The following is a 15996-nucleotide window of genomic DNA, read 5'->3' on the forward strand; positions in this document are numbered from 1 at the left end:
CTTGAGCTTCATTCAGGGGACGTTGCGTGAACATCAAGAAAATCGTCATCGCCGGCAGCATGGCTGCCATCGCCTGCGCCGCCCAGGCCTTCCAGATCATCAGTCTCTCGCCGCAAGGCGAGGTGGCGCGCGTGCGGCAGGTGGTGGTCAAGTTTGACGAGAGTGCGGTGAATTTTGGCGACCCCAAGGCAGCGGCGCCCTTGAGCCTCAGCTGCAGCGACGCGCAGGCCACCAAGGGTGCGGGCCGCTGGATCAGCGACAAGGAATGGGCCTTTGAGTTTGAGCGCGATCTTCCGCCCGGCATCGCCTGCTCGTTGCAGGTGAGGTCAGGACTCAAATCCGTCAAGGGCGCAGAGCTGACAAGCGCTACCAGCTACAAATTCAATAGCGGCGGGCCGTTTGTCCGGAACATTCGTCCCTATGACGGCAGCCGCATTGACGAAGAACAGTACTTCACCCTGCAGCTCAACGGCCCGGCCACGCTGGCCAGTGTGCAGGCCAACGTCTGGTGCGCGGTGGACGGCCTGGGCGAGCGCGTGGCGGTGCGCTTGATTGACGGCACCGAGCGTGCGGCGCTCCTCAAGGCGCAAGGCCTGGAGCGGGCCGCAGAAAAGGCGCCTTTGAGCATCGTGACGCTGGCCTGCAACCGCCGCCTGACACCCTCGGCCAAGGTGCAACTGGTCTACGGCAAAGGGATAGGCACCCCTGCCGGAGCCGGTGCCGCCAGTGGCGTGGCCAACTCCGTAGAAAAGCGTTTCAATTTTCAGGTGCGTGAGCCCTTTGCCGCCAGCTTCAATTGCGAGCGGGAGAACGCGCAATCCGCCTGCCTGCCGATCCGGCCCATGAGCCTGAGTTTCAACGCCCCGGTGCCGCGCAAACTGGCTGAGGGCATCCGCCTGAAATCGGACACGGACAGCTTCAAACCCACGTTCGACCAGGACAGTGGCGACGGCGACAACGTCGTGACCAGCGTGTCGTTCAAAACCATTTTTGCGGAGCAGACCCAATTCACGCTGGAGTTGCCCAAGGACTTCAAGGATGCGTCCGGGCGCACACTGCGCAACGCCGACAGCTTCCCGCTCAAAGTGGCCACCGGACCGATGCCGCCACTGGCCAAGTTTGCGGCGGCGCCGTTTGGCATTGTGGAACGCTTTACCGAGCCCAATGGCATTGCCCTGCTGCCGGTGACGCTGCGCAATGTGGAGGCGGCTTTGCCGGTCAAAGGGCTTGATGCCACGAAAGTTAACGCGGCGGCGGGCGGCAAGGTCAGCGACCTGCGGCCCGGCACTGATGCCGAGATCATTGCCTGGTTTGCCAAGGTGCAGCGTTACGACAACTACACGGTGTCGCGTCGCACAGCGGCGGCTGATGTCAAAGGGCCGCTGCCCAAGCCGGTGGACGAGCGCGACAAACATGACGTGCAAACCCGCATGGTGTCCTTGCTGCAAGGGCAGAGCGGCGTGAAGACGCTGGACCTGCCCAAGCCCGCCAGCAACGACCCCCGCCCGTTTGAGGTGGTGGGCATTCCGCTCTCGCCCGGCTTTCACGTGGTCGAGATCGCCTCGCAAAAACTCGGCGCCTCGCTTCTCGACGAACGTCATGGTGACAACCGGACCATGTATGTGCGCACCTCGGCGCTGGTGACCAATCTGGGCGTGCACTTCAAGCTCGGGCGCGAGAACGCACTGGCCTGGGTGACGACGCTGGACAAGGGGCAGCCGGTGCCCAATGCCCGCGTGCGCGTATCCGACTGCCGGGGCCGCGAGGTGGCCAGCGCCAGCACCAATGCGCAAGGCATTGCCAGCCTGACCGGCATCGCCCCGGTCGCGCCCACCTGCCAGAGTGAAAACAATTACAGCCAGGCCTACTTTGTCAGCGCCCGCGCCCTGCAGCCCGCCAGCGGAAAGGACAGCGTGGAAGACATGAGCTTCACCTGGAGCGACTGGCATCGCGGCATCGAGCCCTGGCGTTTCAACGTGCCCACCAGCCGCGACGCACGGCCCGACGAGCGGGCGCACACCATTTTTGACCGCACGCTGTTGCGCGCCGGCGAGACCGTGTCCATGAAACACATCCTGCGCACCGAGACCAGTCAAGGCTTCGGCCTGGCCGACGCGCAGCCCGCCACGCTGGTGGTGACCCATGTCGGCAGCGGCCAGCAATACACGCAAGCCCTGGCCTGGCGCAAGACCGCCACCGGCGGCCAGAGCGCCGAGAGCACCTTCGCCATACCGCCTGCCGCCAAGCTCGGCATGTACGAGGTGGCGTTGCGTGGTGCGGCGCAAAGCCGCAGCTTCACCACCGGCCAGTTCCGCGTCGAAGAGTTCCGCCTGCCGGTGCTCGAAGGCCAGGTGACACCGGCCGACAAAAAGGCATTGGTCAATGTGACAACGGTGCCGGTGGATGTGCAGGTCAACTATGTCGCCGGTGGTGCTGCCGTGAACCTGCCGGTGCGCGTGTCAGCGCTGGTGCGCGGCAAGTCCTTGAGCTACAGCGACTTTGAAGCGTTCCGCTTCGCACCACCACGCGCCCTGCGTGAAACCACGACCGAGGGCGAAGAGGAAGTCAGCGCCACACAAGACTCCCGCGTGATTGCCGACAAGCTGCCGCTCACCCTGGACAAGAACGGCGCGGGCAAAGTGACCCTCGACAAAGTGCCCACCGCCAGACAGCCCAGGGAGCTGCTGCTGGAGGCCACTTACGCCGACCCGAATGGCGAGGTGCAGACCATCCGCAGCGTTAACACCCTGTGGCCGGCCGGCGTGGTGGCGGGCATCAAGACTGAAGGCTGGGTATCTAGCAGCCAGAAGATCAAGTTTCAGGCGCTGGCGCTAGACCTGAGCGGCAAGCCGCTGGCCGATGTGCCGCTGGAAGTGCGGGCCACGGCACGCATCGTCACCACCAGCCGCAAACGCATGGTGGGCGGCTTTTATACCTACGACAACAAGACCACCCTCAAGGACCTGGGCTCGGTATGCAGTGGCAAGAGCGACTCGCGCGGCCTGCTCCTGTGCGAGACCAGGCTGGGCGAGGCCGGCGAGGTGGAACTGGTGGTCACCGCCAGCGACGCAGCGGGCAACAGCATCCAGGCCGCATCCAGCGTCTATGTCACCAAACAGGGCGAGCTCTGGTTCGGCGGCGAAAACCACGACCGCATGGACGTGCTGCCCGAGAAGAGGAGCTACCAGCCCGGCGAGACCGCGAAGTTTCAGGTGCGCATGCCGTTCCGCTTTGCCACCGCACTGGTAGCGGTGGAGCGCGAAGGCATTGTCGAGACGCAGGTGGTGCAGCTGAATGGCCAGGACCCGACGATTCAACTGAAGATCAAGGAGGGTTGGGGGCCCAACGTGTATGTGAGCGTCCTGGCCCTGCGCGGACGTTTGCGCGAGGTGCCCTGGTACAGCTTTTTCACCTGGGGCTACAGGGCGCCGCGCGAGTGGTGGACTTCATTCTGGTACGAGGGCCGCGAGTATGTGGCCCCCACCGCGCTGGTGGACTTGAGCAAGCCCGCGTTCCGCCTGGGCCTGGCTGAAATCCGTGTCGGCACCCAGGCGCACCAGCTCGATGTCAGCGTGAAGGCCGACAAAGAAAGCTACCCGGTGCGCGGCCAGGCCAAGGTGACGATTCAAGTGAAACTGCCCAACGGCCAGCCGGCGGCGAACGCCGAAGTGGCGCTGGCCGCGGTCGACCAGGCGCTGCTGGAACTGATGCCCAACACCAGCTGGAATTTGCTGGACGCCATGCTGCAGCGGCGCGCCTGGGGCGTGGAAACTTCTACCGCGCAGATGGAAATCATTGGCCGACGCCATTACGGTCGCAAGGCGGTGGCGGCGGGTGGCGGTGGTGGCCGCTCTGGCACGCGCGAGTTGCTGGATACGCTGCTGCTATGGAACCCCAAAGTCATGCTGGACGCCAATGGCCAGGCGGTGGTGACCGTGCCGCTGAACGACGCACTCACCACCTTCAAGATTGTGGCGGTGGCCGATGCCGCAACCGGCCTGTTTGGCACCGGGCAGACATCCATTCGGGCCACGCAGGACCTGCAGATCATCAGCGGCCTGCCGCCCCTGGTGCGCGAGGACGACCAGTTCCGCGCCCAGATCACCGTGCGCAACACCACCAGGCAGGCGATGAAAGTCGAAGTCACGCCGCGCGCCACGCTGCTCGACCTCAAGCCACAAATCGTGGACATTCCTGCCGGCGATGCGCGCGAGGTCGCCTGGCTGGTGACGGCCCCGGCGCAACTGGCGCTGTCACGCTTTGAAGCGATCCTGTGGGAGATTGAGGCGAAAGACACTGTCAGCGGCGCGCGCGATGCCTTGAAGGCCCGGCAACGCATCATCCCCGCCGTGCCCTTGACGGTGCAACAGGCGACGCTGGTGCAACTGGACGGACCATTCACTCTGGATGTGAACCCGCCCGCCGATGCGCTGCCCGGCCGGGGTGGCCTCAAGCTGGCGCTGCAGCCCAAACTGGCCGAGGGCCTGCCCGGTGTGCGCGACTGGTTTGCCAATTACCCCTTCAGCTGCCTGGAGCAAAAGACCAGCAAGTCGGTCGGCCTGCGCGACGGAAAGATGTGGCAAACGGTGGTCAGCCAGATCCCCAGCTACCTCGATGCCGATGGCCTGGCCAGCTACTTTCCGCCGCGTGACGGCGAGGCGAACCGGGGCAGCGACACGCTCACCGCCTACCTGCTCGCCAGCACGCATGAAGCCGCCAGCATCAACCCGGCCTTCGCCCTGAGCGACGAAGTGCGTGCGCCGATGGAGCGGGGCCTGATTGCCTTTGTCGAGGGCCGCATTCAGCGCGAGTTCTGGAGCCCGCGCAAGGATCTGGACGTGCGCAAACTCGCTGCCCTGGAAGCCCTGTCGCGCTATGGCAAGGCGCAGGGCCGCATGTTGGGCTCCATCACGATGGCACCCAACCAGTGGCCCACCCATGCGGTGATCGACTGGCTCAACATCCTCAAACGGGTGGCGGATGTGCCGCAGCGTGAGCAGCGCATGACTGAGGCCACACAAATCCTGAGGAGTCGCATCAGCTACCAGGGCACCAAGATGATCTTCAGCACCGAGAAAGACGACTACTGGTGGTGGCTGATGCAAAACGGCGACGTCAACACCGCACGCCTGATGCTGGCTGTCATGGACGACCCGGCCTGGAAAGACGACATGGGCCGCCTGGCCAACGGCTTCATCGGCCGCCAGCAGCACGGCGCGTGGCACACCACCACGGCCAACCTGTGGGGCGGCCTGGCGCTGGAGAAGTTCTCCAGCAAGTTTGAAGCGGTGGCGGTGGCAGGCAGCACCAAAGCGACCATGAGCACGGGAGTCGCCAGCGTGGACTGGAGCAAGGTGGAGCGCATCAAGACCACCGACGCAGCCGGTGCCGCACACCAGACCACCTGGTTCGGCGCACCGGCCGCGCCCGGCAATCTGCGCAACAACAGCATGTTCCTGCCCTGGGGCAAGACTGGCGGCAAAGACACCTTGAATGTGACGCACCAGGGCCCCGGCAAGCCGTGGCTGACGCTGCAGTCGGTCGCCGCCGTCCAGCTTAAAGAGCCGTTCAACGCCGGCTACCAGATCAAGAGGACCATCACGCCCGTGGAGCAGGCCAACAAGGCGCTGCCCGCCGGCAGCTACACCCGGGGCGACGTGCTGCGCATCACGCTGGAGGTCAACGCCTCGGCCGACATGACCTGGGCCGTGATCACCGACCCGGTGCCGGGCGGCGCCACCATTCTGGGCAGCGGCCTGGGGCGCGATTCCGAGATTGCGACACAGGGCGAGAAGAAATTCGGTGACAGCTGGCCGGCCTTTGAAGAACGCAGCTTCGAGTCGTTCCGCAGCTACTACCAGTACCTGCCCAAAGGCGTCGTGAAGATGGAATACACCATCCGCCTGAACAACGTGGGCGAGTTCTCGCTGCCACCCTCGCGCGTGGAGGCGATGTATGCGCCGGAGATGTTTGGCGAGGCGCCGAATGCGAAGGTCAAGGTGGAGTCGCCACGGTGAGTTTCCCCACTCACTCCCCCCCGCCCCTCTCTCGCCCCGCCGGGCGAAAGAGGGGTGCCTCATTTGACCGCGCGCTTCGGGTTGGGAGATATCGGGGGCCGCTATCCGTGGTTCGTCTTTTCGCTATGTTTTTTATAGCTGCTTGCGCATGTTCTGCGGGGGCTACGGCCACTTTTGATGAAGTAAAGAGTGAATTCACGCCGTCTGACACGCTGATTCTGGACCGCCACGGCGAGCTGCTGCACCGCCTGCGCACGGACACTTCGGTGCGGCGCGGGCAGTGGGTGGCGTTGGCGGATGTGTCGCCGGCGCTGCGCACGGCGCTGGTGCTGAGTGAAGACAAGCGCTTTTACGAACACAGCGGCGTCGATTGGCGCGCCGTGTCTTCTGCGGCGTGGGGCAATCTGTGGAACAGCAAAACGCGCGGCGCCTCCACCATCACCATGCAGCTGGCGGGTTTGCTGGATGAGGACTTGAAGCGCGGCGCGGCAGGGCGCAACGTGGTGCAGAAGATTGGCCAAACCGTGTCGGCGCAGCTGCTGGAACGCAACTGGCGCAAAGACCAGGTGCTGGAGGCCTACCTGAACCTGGTGCCGTTTCGCGGCGAGATGGTGGGCATCGACGCGCTGAGCCACACCCTGTTTGGCAAGGCCGCACACGGACTGGACAACCGCGAGGCGGCGGTGGCCGCAGCCTTGGTGCGCGCACCCAATGCCAGGGTGGCGCAGGTGGTGCAGCGGGCTTGTGCTGTGCTCAAAAGTCTGGAGACCAGCGGTGCAAATACGGGGAAGAGTACGAGGGCGTCAGCCGACTGCGAAGGGCTGGACCTGTTTGCCACCGCCGCCCTGCAGCGCAAGGCGTTTGATGCCAGCGAGGGCATTGCGCCGCATGTGGCGCGGCAAATCGTTTCCGTTCGGCCTGAGCCTGTCGAAGCCCCTGACTCGCGCAGCACGTCAACGAGCTCAGCGCGAATCGCCGGTGCACGCCCTGCCGCCCAGTCCGCCATTCGCACCAGCCTGCGCGCACCGCTGCAACGCTATGCCGTGCAAACCCTGCAGCAGCACCTGCGCGAACTGCAGGGCCGCCACGTCGAAGACGGCGCGCTGGTAGTGCTGGACAACGCCAGTGGCGAGGTGCTGGCCTGGGTCGGCTCGTCGGGGAGCTTGAGCAACGCCGCCGAGGTGGACTTTGTGACCGCGCTGCGCCAGCCCGGCTCCACGCTCAAGCCATTTTTGTATGCGCAGGCCATTGCCGAGCGGCGCATCACCGCCGCCTCGCTGCTCGATGATTCCGGCGCGCAGATCCAGACCACGGGTGGCCTGTACATCCCACAGAACTACGACCGGCAGTTCAAGGGCTGGGTGTCGGCGCGCACCGCTTTGGCCGCGTCGCTCAACGTGCCGGCCGTGCGCACACTGGTGATGGTGTCGCCCGACGCGTTTCAAAAACAGCTTGTCGCGCTTGGCCTGCCTTTGCGAGAGAGTGGCGACTACTACGGCTACAGCCTGGCGCTGGGCAGCGCCGAGGTGTCGCTGCTCAACCTCACCAACGCCTACCGCGCGCTGGGCAATGGCGGCCGCTACAGTCCCCCGACCCTCACCGCTCGCCCTGAACTTGTCGAAGGGCCGGCCACTCGCCACAAGACTTCAACCCAGGCCCTCGACCCGCGCGCCGCCTTCATCGTGAGCGATGTGCTGAGTGATCCATTGGCCCGCGCCCGCACCTTCGGCCTTGAGAGCATCCTGGCCACCCGCTTCTGGAGCGCCGTCAAAACCGGCACCAGCAAAGACATGCGCGACAACTGGGCGATAGGCTACTCGCAGGCCTACACCGTGGGCGTGTGGGTGGGCAACGCCAGCGGTGCGCCCATGTGGGACGTGAGCGGCACCACCGGCGCCGCCCCCATCTGGGCGGCGGTCATGAACTACCTGCACAAGACGCAGCCGAGTCGTGCACCGCAAGCGCCTGCGGGCGTGGTGCAAACGGCGGTGCAGTTTGATGCCGGCGCCGCAGCGCCAACCGAGGCGGCGCGCACCGAGTGGTTTTTGCAGGGCACCCAGCAAAGTTATTTTGCTATTAATTCAATAGCTAATAGCGCAATGGATACGAGGGCTAGAGGCCTAAAACGTTCAAAAATCACCCCAGACCGGCCGCCACGCATCACCACCCCGGCCACCGGCACCATCATCGCGCTCGACCCCGACATCCCTCCCAATCGGCAGCGCGTCAGCTTCACCGCCGAAGGATCAAACCTGCGCTGGTTGCTGGACGGCCAGGTATTCGCCAAAGGGACAGCGGCGCAGTGGCTGCCCTGGCCTGGCCGGCATGTGGTGCAGATTGCCAGCGAACGCGGCGAGGTACTGGATGAGATTCGGCTGGAAGTCCGCGGGGCGGGGGTGAGGGTGTCGCAGGCTGGATCGGTTGGCAAGCGCTAGGGGGGCGCTTGCTACTTGACTTTCAAGAGCGTTGGATGAATGCCCGCCTTCTTTTTCCACATTCCAGATGCGACGTGGTTTCAGCCCACCTGCTTCCTTAGAAACTCGAGAGTCTTCTCGTTGAAGGCGGGCACGTTCTCATACAGCCCCGCATGCGAGCAGTCCTCGAAGATGTGTAGCTCCGAATTCTTGATGCCGTTCTTTAACGGATCGGCGAACCTGGGAGAGCAAACCACATCGTGACGCCCGAAGGTGATTTGTGTCGGAGCACGTATCTTGCCGAGTTGTGCTTCGGCGTCGTGGTTCATCACGGCATCGGATTGCCGCATAAACGCATCGACCGATTGCTTTGGACGGCTGCGTGTGAAATCGCACAGGGCTTTGATGTAGTCCGGTTTCTGTACATACAATTCCGGCGTGAAACACCATGGGAAGAGCGCCTGGATCATTGCCTCCGGCATGTTGTTTATCGACTTGGCCATCACCTGCCAGCCGTTCAAGACCGCTTTGAGGTAAGCATCGCTTTTGTGCCAGCCGCTATGCAGTGAAAGTGACTTGACCCGATCCGGATACTTCGCCGCCAACCACATGCCGCTCGCCGCCCCCAAAGAGAGCCCGAAGACGTGTGCTTTTTGTATTCCTATGGCCTGCATCAGCGCGGCGACGTCGTCAGCGAACATTTCTGTGGAGCAGGCGCCTCCCGGCTTGTCTGACTCCCCGGTGCCACGCAGATCGACCGAAATGCAGGTGAAGTATTTGGAGTAGTCCGCAACCTGGAACGCGTAACACGCGTTGTCAGCCCCCAGGTATGGGATGAGTATCAAGGGCTCCCCGCTACCTTGCTGCTCGTAGTTCATCGTGATGCTGCCGGCTTGAACCTTGGGCATGGTGCACTCCTTGTTTAAGTCTTTCCTTCGCCTGCATGGCGCTGGCGACCGCCACAGGTTCAGACCACGGGCGGGCAAAAATGATGCTATCGCCCCACTGGCTGTGTGCTGTTGAGAATTGTCAACCACGCTGGCACAGCAAACCCGCGGCTCCTGTGTTTCCACGCGGCCGGCGGGTCAAAATTTCTTTCAAAACTGCGGGGACAGACAGGCCGCAGGTTGAAACTTCTCGGGGCCGAATCTATAGTGGAATAATTTGCGAAACGTCGCAAGGAGGGTCTGAAATGAGCACCTTTCCAAGTACCGAAGTCACTTGCATGCTGCCTGTCAAGGACATGGAGCGGGCGCGCCGGTTCTACGATACATTGCTGGGCCTGCAGCCCGTGGGTGGCAAGCCTGACGGCAAGTTCGTCTACCGCTGCGGCGGCACCGAGATCACCCTCTTTCCGAAGCCGGAGGGGACGAAGGCGCAACACACGGCCTTGAGTTTTCGTGTCGTCAACATTGCGGATGCCATTGCACTTCTCAAGGCGCGTGGCGTAATTTTCGCCGACTACGACTATCCCGACCTGAAGACGGTCGGCCATGTCTGCGTGCTCGGCTCAGAGAAGGCAGCCTGGTTCGAGGACACCGAGGGCAATGTCCTGTGCCTGCATGAAGACCTGGCCTGAACGACACAGGTGGTGCAGCACTGATGTCCCCGAGAGTTGCCAAGTCCATCCGATTTGCCGCCTGAGTCGGCGCCTGACCGAAGGGCATTGAGCGATATCGAGATCTTCAACTCTTCAGGAGAAACGAAATGACCAGCAAGAACACGATCTGTCTGTGGTTTGATGGCACCGCCGTCGACGCCGCGACGTTCTATGCCGAGACCTTCCCCGACAGCGCGGTTGGCGCCATCTACCGCGCGCCGGGCGACTATCCCGACGGCAAGCAAGGCGATGTCCTCACGGTCGAGTTCACCGTGGCCGGCATCCCCTGCCTCGGGCTGAATGGCGGCCCACAGTTCAAGCACAACGAGGCGTTCTCGTTTCAGATCGCGACCGACGACCAGGCTGAGACCGACCGCTTGTGGAACGCGATCATCAGCAATGGCGGACAGGCAAGCGCGTGCGGCTGGTGCAAGGACCGGTGGGGCCTATCGTGGCAGATCACCCCACGCGCCCTCACCGCGGCGCTGGTCGACGCCGATCCCGCGGCGGCCAAGCGCGCGTTCGAAGCGATGATGACGATGGGAAAGATCGACATTGCAGCGATAGAGGCGGCGCGCGCAGCGTGACGCCGTTGCCCAAAGTGGTCATGCGCAGGTGGAATAGTGGCTATTGACAGTTTGAATTCAGCCGCGCGGGCAGGCTGGCTAAGCCATCCGTGGCAGTTCGGCTGCGGCTGATCGGTTCTTGCGATAGGAGTTCTTCAGGGCGATCTTGCCCCCTCGAAAGGTGAACACATCACACCCTTGTACTTCCACGCGAGTGCCATCCGCTCGTGTTCCCGTGAATATCCACTCAGAGATCCCGCGATCTCCGTGGACAATGTGCCGCGCATTTCCCCAATGGGCATCAGCGAAAGTTGTCCAGACCTCCGCAAAGCCAGCTCGCACGGCCTCCCGTCCTGCGTAGCGAGTGCCACAGATGTCCGGACCTGCCGAGGCTTCGAACACACAGTCCTCAGTCATGAATGACATGAGGGCATCGACATCATGGCGATTCCATGCATCGGCGAAAGCCTGCAAGACCTCGGTGGTGACCGCAGGAATTACATTGGTCATGATCAATCCTCCTGTCCGTGTCGGCATAGACGTTCATCCCATGACGCCCAACTTTGACTTTGACATAGCCCGCAAAAGTGCGAAACAACATGGCACCTTGCCAGCTTGATTGACGGCATATTCATACCGGCATATTGAATTTGACAAAGTCGCCGCCATCGATTGCAGCACAAGGTGTTCCATTCTCAGGCAACCGCCATGCTTTGGCTATCTCCACAGTGGCGAAATGGCCAAAAGTTGGGCAACTTCATTGAATGACCGCCACTGGCCGCGTAGCACCGTTAATCTCTGGGCCGTGGCTGCTCGCCGACCAGTCCTCTCAGTGCCAAGCTCTTTGCGAATCCGCAATCGGCTGATTTCTGCCAGGTGGTGAAATGCCATTTTTGTGGCATTGGCTCAAAGAGCTCCCAAACCAAGGTTTGGCTGATATTTCGAAAATGACGCTTCGGAGGAAATTGAAATGGCAAACATGGTCGAACATGCCCTTGTGGCAACTAGAGTTGAAGTGCAAGAGTTGGAGGATTTGACAGGTCAAGCGTATGCCGGGCTGGAAAAGCTGCTCAAGCTAAACATGTCGGCATGCAGGGAATTCCTGGATGAGTCCGTTGGTCACGTTCGAGCGCTTATGGCGGCCAAAGACGTGAATGAATTGTTGAGCCTGCAAGTTGGACAACTGCAGGCGCTGACTGTGAAATCCGCCGCCTATGGCAAGCAGCTGTTCAGTCTCGTCAGTCGCTCGGGTGTCGAATTCGCCCAAGGACTCAAGGTCGAGTTGACGGAATCACGAAAGGTGTTTTCCGAAGTGATGGACAAGGTTATTGAAAATGCCCCTCTTGGCGCCGAGAGCTCGATAGCCGCTTTGAAAAAAGACATAACCGGGCTCCGAAACGCAATTGAGTAACTCCTTGGCTCGGCGAATTCTCTTCTGAGAAGGCCTGAGTTGAGGCTTGCTTTTGTCACCAGTCAGGCATTCCACACCGGCATACGCCTACTCTACGCAGATGCAGGCGGTGTGCCGTCTGATGGTTTCCGAGGCGAGCCGGTCAGATCTGGGGAAGAAGTGCGACGAACTGGGCCCGGCTCGTAGCGAGGCAGAGATTGCCGAGTTTTTGCAGGCCGCCATGAACGCGGGAAAACTGCGGCCATCGGACGCCAGGGTCGCCGCCCTTCATCTCAGAGGGCTGCTGGAATCGGAGTGGTTTGAAAGTTTCCTGTTTCAAGTCCTGAAGGACATCACCCCGAAAGAAATCAACAGAGGGACTTTTATTTGGCGTCCGACGCCGGTTTCGCCTGATCCTCCTGGCCCTCCTTGTAGGCCTTGGTGCGGGGGATCTTGGCACCGATTTTCTCGCCTGTTCTGCTTACAGCAGCGGCCCCTTTCTTGACGCCCTTCTTGGTGGCATCCACGGCTTTGCCGCCTGCCTTGGCGGTGGCTTTGGCCGCTTTCTTCACGGTATTTTCGGCCCGTTCGACGGGGCCCGGGGCAGTCGCTGCGGAGCCTGCCGGGGGGGGCGTGTCGGCGGCGGCTTGCGCAAAGGCCGGCATGCCCCAACTCGCAGCGGTCACGATGGCAATGGCGGATAGCCCACGAACGGTGATTGCAGATGACGTCATGAAAAGCTCCTTGAAAAGTGAGGGCCTCAAGTATGACCGTGTTCACCCTTTGTGCGCCATTCAACACCCGGGTGTTACAACAGGAAACGGCTGCAACAACAAATCATGGAAAATCGCAGCAAATCCGCGTTAACTGAAAAGAAATAGCCATGACCGAAGCCACTCAACTCCCCCCTCTGCCCGACCACCTGTCCATTGACCAGCGAAGCCCCTTTCACGTCGCTGCCGTGTTCGAACATGACGTTGGTATCCGACTCAATGACAAGGAGCGTCTGGATGTCGCGGAGTACTGCATCAGCGAAGGCTGGGTCAAGGTGCCCGCCGGCAAGACGCTGGACCGCAAGGGCAATCCGCTGCTGATCAAGCTCAAGGGCAAGGTCGAAGCGTTCTATAAATAAGCAGCTTCGATTCGCAATGGCCTGACCTGGCATGGCGGTCCGCTCCTTTGACATTTATCAAGCGCTTCATCATCAAATGGTTCAGGATTTCGCTTGATCCCGTCCACATTTAATTCGAAAAAAGGATGCTGCCGAGGTTTACCCCGGCGGCGTGTGGTCTACATGAATAACCCTGGAACGCCATGATGTCTGCCAAATTCCTCCCCTCGCTGTTCGCGTCCGTTGCAGCTTCTTTTCTCTTGTCAGGCTGCCAACTCCCGATGCAACCGACCGACATGCCGGCACCGTTCGGCTCAGTCGCGCAAATCACTGCCATCTCGCCGGACACGACCCAAGTTTTTCGTGCCGGTGAGCAAGTCAGGCTGAAGGTCGACGTCAGTCATGTCCTGACCGCAGAATCCGGAACCGTCACGCTCATCGTTCTCGCTGCGGACAATTCGGGCATTGCCCACGATTTCAAGGCGATTACAAAGGGTAGCGGGAAATCCACCCTGAGCGCTCAATTCACGGTCCCCCGCACCACGGTCATTCGCGTGTATACGCCGCTTATCGTGCAAGGCGAGAAATCGACATCTGTCGTCGATGGCAGGGCATTTGAGGTGCTCCCCAACTAGGGGGAGTTGCCGCGTCCAATACCGCAGACCCGGATCGTGACCGATCGGGTCTAGCGGGTGCTCAAGGTTATTTGGATGGCACCGGCCTCAGCCCGCCAGGCCCACAAACACATTCTGCACATCGTCATTGGCATCGATGGCTGCCAGGAAGGCTTCCACCTCTTCCAGATGCTCGGCGCTCAAGCTGGCAGGGTCGATCGGGTTCTTGGCCTTGTAACCCAGCTTGGCGGACAAGACGTTGAAGCCGTGGGCAGGCAGCGCGCGGCTCACCAGATCCAGATCGGCAGGGTCGGTCAGGAACAGCGTAGTGCCTTCTTCCTCGCCTGGCTCAAGGTCCTGGGCGCCCGCTTCGATGGCGGCCACCTCGGCATCGGCGCCGGCGGCCGTGGGCTCGGCCTCGATCATGCCGACGTGGTCAAAATCCCAGGCCACTGAGCCGGAAGTGCCCAATTGGCCCTTGCGGAACAAGACGCGCATTTCAGGTGCGGTTCGGTTCACGTTGTCGGTCAGGCACTCGACCATGACGGCCACGCGGTGCGGCGCAAAGCCCTCGTAGATCACGTGTTCAAAATTGACGGCCTCACCGGTGAGCCCCGCCCCTTTCTTGATGGCCCGGTCCAGGGTGTCCTTGGGCATCGAGGCTTTGCGGGCCTGTTCGACGAGCAGCCGCAGGCGCGCGTTGGAAGCGGGGTCGGCCCCGCTGCGGGCCGCGATCATGATGTCTTTGGACAGTTTTCCAAATACCCGGCCCTTGGCATTTGCGGCCAAATCCTTGCCTTTTGCTTTCCACTGCGCGCCCATGTCTGATATTCCTTGGTATTGTGGCGCTCGAATGCGCCTGGCTCTGTTCGGGGTGATTGGGCCATGCGCGCCATCTGGAAAGACACGGCGCATGACCAAAACGGGTCTAGGTTATACACCCAGACTTGCGACCTCTTGACCCACTGCGCCGTCAAGCGGCCAAAACAGTACCATCCATCCCCATCATGCCCACCCAAGCCTACGCCCTGTTCAACACGCCCATTGGTCACTGCGGCATTGCCTGGAGCGAGCGCGGGGTCACCGGCGTGCAACTGCCCGAGCAGGACGAGGCCGCCACCCGCGCGCGCATGGGACGCCGGTTTCCGCAGTGCAGCGAAGGTGTTGCGCCACCCCAGGTGCAGGAGGCCATCGGCGCGGTAGTGGCTTTGCTCAGCGGCGCGCCCACGGCGCCGGTGGATTTGTCGGACGTGATGCTCGACATGGACGGTGTGCCGCCGTTTCACCAGCGTGTGTACGAGGTGGCGCGCCGCCTGTTGCCGGGTGAGACCGTCACCTACGGCGAGATGGCCCGCCAGTTGGGCGACCCCGGCGCTGCGCGCGCCGTGGGGCAGGCGCTGGGCAGCAACCCGTTTGCGCCGGTGGTGCCCTGCCACCGTGTGCTGGCCGCCGACGGGCGCGCCGGCGGCTTCTCGGCCAATGGCGGCGTCACGACCAAGCTGCGCTTGCTGCTGATCGAGCGCGCCCGCTTCAACGGGCCGGGTCTGTTTGACGAAGCGGTGGACGCGCCGTTACCGTGTGACAATTCCTTCAGGACCTCTTCATGCTCACCACCCTAATCACCATCTGGATTCTTCACGTCGCCGCCATGGCCACACCGGGCGCCAACGTTTTGCTGGTGTCGCAGCTTGCGGCCAGTGACCGTGCCCAGAGTGCGGTGTTTGCGGCCTTGGGCGTGACGCTGGGCGCCTTCATCTGGGCCAGCAGCGCGGTGCTGGGTGTGCATGCCGTGTTTCAGGCCTTCCCGGGTTTGCGCCTGGCGCTGCAGCTTGCCGGCGGCCTTTACCTGCTGGTCGTCGCAAGTCGCTTGTGGCGTTCCGGCGATGCGGCGCTCACCGAGAGCAGCGCATCGGTGTCCCGCCTTGCCGCATTTCGCCTCGGGTTTTTGACCAACATCACCAATCCAAAGTCGGCGCTGTTCTTTGGCAGCGTGTTCGCCGCCTCCTTTCCCGCAACACCCAGCCCACTCCTGCAAGTGTCAGCCGTGGCCATGATTGTCATCAACGCCTTGTGCTGGCACAGCCTGCTGGCCTACCTGTTCTCGCGTGCGCAGGTACGTTCGGGTTACGCGCGCGTGCGCGGCCTGGCCAATCGCATCGCGGCCGTGGTGGTTGGCGCTTTGGGCTTGGGGCTTTTGGTCGCGACCTTGCGCGATGCCAGGGCGTAGACACCCGCGCGGGCTGCCTGCTATCCTGAATGCTTCGTCACGTGCACCGGAGATTCT

13 protein-coding genes and 1 pseudogene are annotated in these 15996 nt (G+C 62.4%); 10 read left to right on the forward strand and 4 right to left on the reverse strand.

Features of this window, described 5'->3' with window-relative positions:
• Positions 1-59 precede the first annotated feature (59 nt).
• The gene (locus Q7T10_RS16880; protein ID WP_304750543.1) at positions 60-6017 is read left to right on the forward strand and encodes an alpha-2-macroglobulin; all 5958 of its coding nucleotides are present in this window, start codon (positions 60-62) and stop codon (positions 6015-6017) included.
• A gap of 125 nt (positions 6018-6142) precedes the next feature.
• The gene (gene pbpC, locus Q7T10_RS16885; protein WP_304750489.1) at positions 6143-8452 is read left to right on the forward strand and encodes a penicillin-binding protein 1C; all 2310 of its coding nucleotides are present in this window, start codon (positions 6143-6145) and stop codon (positions 8450-8452) included.
• An 80-nt stretch (positions 8453-8532) separates the two neighbouring features.
• On the opposite strand, the gene Q7T10_RS16890 is transcribed toward pbpC, so the two are convergent.
• Positions 8533-9339 (reverse strand): alpha/beta fold hydrolase, encoded by an 807-nt coding sequence (locus Q7T10_RS16890; protein WP_304750491.1) that lies wholly within the window; start codon positions 9337-9339, stop codon positions 8533-8535.
• A 284-nt stretch (positions 9340-9623) separates the two neighbouring features.
• Between Q7T10_RS16890 and Q7T10_RS16895 the strand changes: the two genes are divergently transcribed.
• Both Q7T10_RS16895 and Q7T10_RS16900 read left to right on the forward strand, forming a co-directional pair.
• The gene (locus Q7T10_RS16895) at positions 9624-10010 is read left to right on the forward strand and encodes a VOC family protein (protein WP_304750493.1); all 387 of its coding nucleotides are present in this window, start codon (positions 9624-9626) and stop codon (positions 10008-10010) included.
• Positions 10011-10138: 128 nt separating this feature from the next.
• Entirely contained in the window at positions 10139-10618 is a 480-nt protein-coding gene (locus Q7T10_RS16900) for a VOC family protein (RefSeq protein WP_304750494.1), read from the forward strand.
• Between the two features lie 78 nt (positions 10619-10696).
• Here Q7T10_RS16900 and Q7T10_RS16905 read toward each other — a convergent pair whose 3' ends face one another.
• A complete protein-coding gene (locus Q7T10_RS16905) occupies positions 10697-11107 on the reverse strand; it encodes a nuclear transport factor 2 family protein (RefSeq protein WP_304750495.1) in 411 nt (136 codons plus the stop codon).
• Between the two features lie 460 nt (positions 11108-11567).
• Between Q7T10_RS16905 and Q7T10_RS16910 the strand changes: the two genes are divergently transcribed.
• Positions 11568-12008 carry a phasin family protein gene (locus tag Q7T10_RS16910; protein WP_304750497.1) on the forward strand — a complete coding sequence of 147 codons (441 nt, stop codon included), beginning with the start codon at positions 11568-11570 and terminating at the stop codon, positions 12006-12008.
• A 52-nt stretch (positions 12009-12060) separates the two neighbouring features.
• A pseudogene (locus Q7T10_RS16915) lies at positions 12061-12351 on the forward strand (TetR/AcrR family transcriptional regulator C-terminal domain-containing protein); the annotation flags it as partial.
• A gap of 19 nt (positions 12352-12370) precedes the next feature.
• Here Q7T10_RS16915 and Q7T10_RS16920 read toward each other — a convergent pair.
• Positions 12371-12721 (reverse strand): hypothetical protein, encoded by a 351-nt coding sequence (locus Q7T10_RS16920; protein WP_304750547.1) that lies wholly within the window; start codon positions 12719-12721, stop codon positions 12371-12373.
• Between the two features lie 149 nt (positions 12722-12870).
• Here Q7T10_RS16920 and Q7T10_RS16925 point away from each other — a divergent pair, with 149 nt between their 5' ends.
• The gene (locus tag Q7T10_RS16925; RefSeq protein ID WP_304750498.1) at positions 12871-13119 is read left to right on the forward strand and encodes a DUF3297 family protein; all 249 of its coding nucleotides are present in this window, start codon (positions 12871-12873) and stop codon (positions 13117-13119) included.
• A gap of 182 nt (positions 13120-13301) precedes the next feature.
• On the forward strand, positions 13302-13733 hold the full coding sequence (locus tag Q7T10_RS16930; RefSeq protein WP_304750499.1) for a hypothetical protein: 432 nt from the start codon (positions 13302-13304) through the stop codon (positions 13731-13733).
• An 87-nt stretch (positions 13734-13820) separates the two neighbouring features.
• Here Q7T10_RS16930 and Q7T10_RS16935 read toward each other — a convergent pair whose 3' ends face one another.
• A complete protein-coding gene (locus tag Q7T10_RS16935) occupies positions 13821-14534 on the reverse strand; it encodes a YebC/PmpR family DNA-binding transcriptional regulator (protein WP_304750501.1) in 714 nt (237 codons plus the stop codon).
• A 185-nt stretch (positions 14535-14719) separates the two neighbouring features.
• On the opposite strand from Q7T10_RS16935, the gene Q7T10_RS16940 reads away from it, so the two are divergent.
• On the forward strand, positions 14720-15331 hold the full coding sequence (locus Q7T10_RS16940) for a methylated-DNA--[protein]-cysteine S-methyltransferase (RefSeq protein ID WP_304750503.1): 612 nt from the start codon (positions 14720-14722) through the stop codon (positions 15329-15331).
• The gene (locus Q7T10_RS16945; protein ID WP_304750505.1) at positions 15316-15939 is read left to right on the forward strand and encodes a LysE family translocator; all 624 of its coding nucleotides are present in this window, start codon (positions 15316-15318) and stop codon (positions 15937-15939) included. Before Q7T10_RS16940 ends, Q7T10_RS16945 begins: the two co-directional genes overlap by 16 nt.
• The last annotated feature ends 57 nt before the right edge of the window (positions 15940-15996 follow it).

Origin of the sequence: Rhodoferax sp. (assembly GCF_030646845.1) — a bacterium.
Classification (GTDB): domain Bacteria; phylum Pseudomonadota; class Gammaproteobacteria; order Burkholderiales; family Burkholderiaceae_C; genus Rhodoferax.

Excerpts from the sequence above, each read along its gene's own strand:
- Q7T10_RS16880 (WP_304750543.1), top strand. The coding sequence starts at position 60 with ATGGCTGCCATCGCCTGCGCCGCCCAGGCCTTCCAGATCATCAGTCTC.
- pbpC (WP_304750489.1), top strand. The coding sequence starts at position 6,143 with ATGTTTTTTATAGCTGCTTGCGCATGTTCTGCGGGGGCTACGGCCACT.
- Q7T10_RS16890 (WP_304750491.1), bottom strand. The coding sequence starts at position 9,339 with ATGCCCAAGGTTCAAGCCGGCAGCATCACGATGAACTACGAGCAGCAA.
- Q7T10_RS16895 (WP_304750493.1), top strand. The coding sequence starts at position 9,624 with ATGAGCACCTTTCCAAGTACCGAAGTCACTTGCATGCTGCCTGTCAAG.
- Q7T10_RS16900 (WP_304750494.1), top strand. The coding sequence starts at position 10,139 with ATGACCAGCAAGAACACGATCTGTCTGTGGTTTGATGGCACCGCCGTC.
- Q7T10_RS16905 (WP_304750495.1), bottom strand. The coding sequence starts at position 11,107 with ATGACCAATGTAATTCCTGCGGTCACCACCGAGGTCTTGCAGGCTTTC.
- Q7T10_RS16910 (WP_304750497.1), top strand. The coding sequence starts at position 11,568 with ATGGCAAACATGGTCGAACATGCCCTTGTGGCAACTAGAGTTGAAGTG.
- Q7T10_RS16920 (WP_304750547.1), bottom strand. The coding sequence starts at position 12,721 with ATGACGTCATCTGCAATCACCGTTCGTGGGCTATCCGCCATTGCCATC.
- Q7T10_RS16925 (WP_304750498.1), top strand. The coding sequence starts at position 12,871 with ATGACCGAAGCCACTCAACTCCCCCCTCTGCCCGACCACCTGTCCATT.
- Q7T10_RS16930 (WP_304750499.1), top strand. The coding sequence starts at position 13,302 with ATGATGTCTGCCAAATTCCTCCCCTCGCTGTTCGCGTCCGTTGCAGCT.
- Q7T10_RS16935 (WP_304750501.1), bottom strand. The coding sequence starts at position 14,534 with ATGGGCGCGCAGTGGAAAGCAAAAGGCAAGGATTTGGCCGCAAATGCC.
- Q7T10_RS16940 (WP_304750503.1), top strand. The coding sequence starts at position 14,720 with ATGCCCACCCAAGCCTACGCCCTGTTCAACACGCCCATTGGTCACTGC.
- Q7T10_RS16945 (WP_304750505.1), top strand. The coding sequence starts at position 15,316 with ATGCTCACCACCCTAATCACCATCTGGATTCTTCACGTCGCCGCCATG.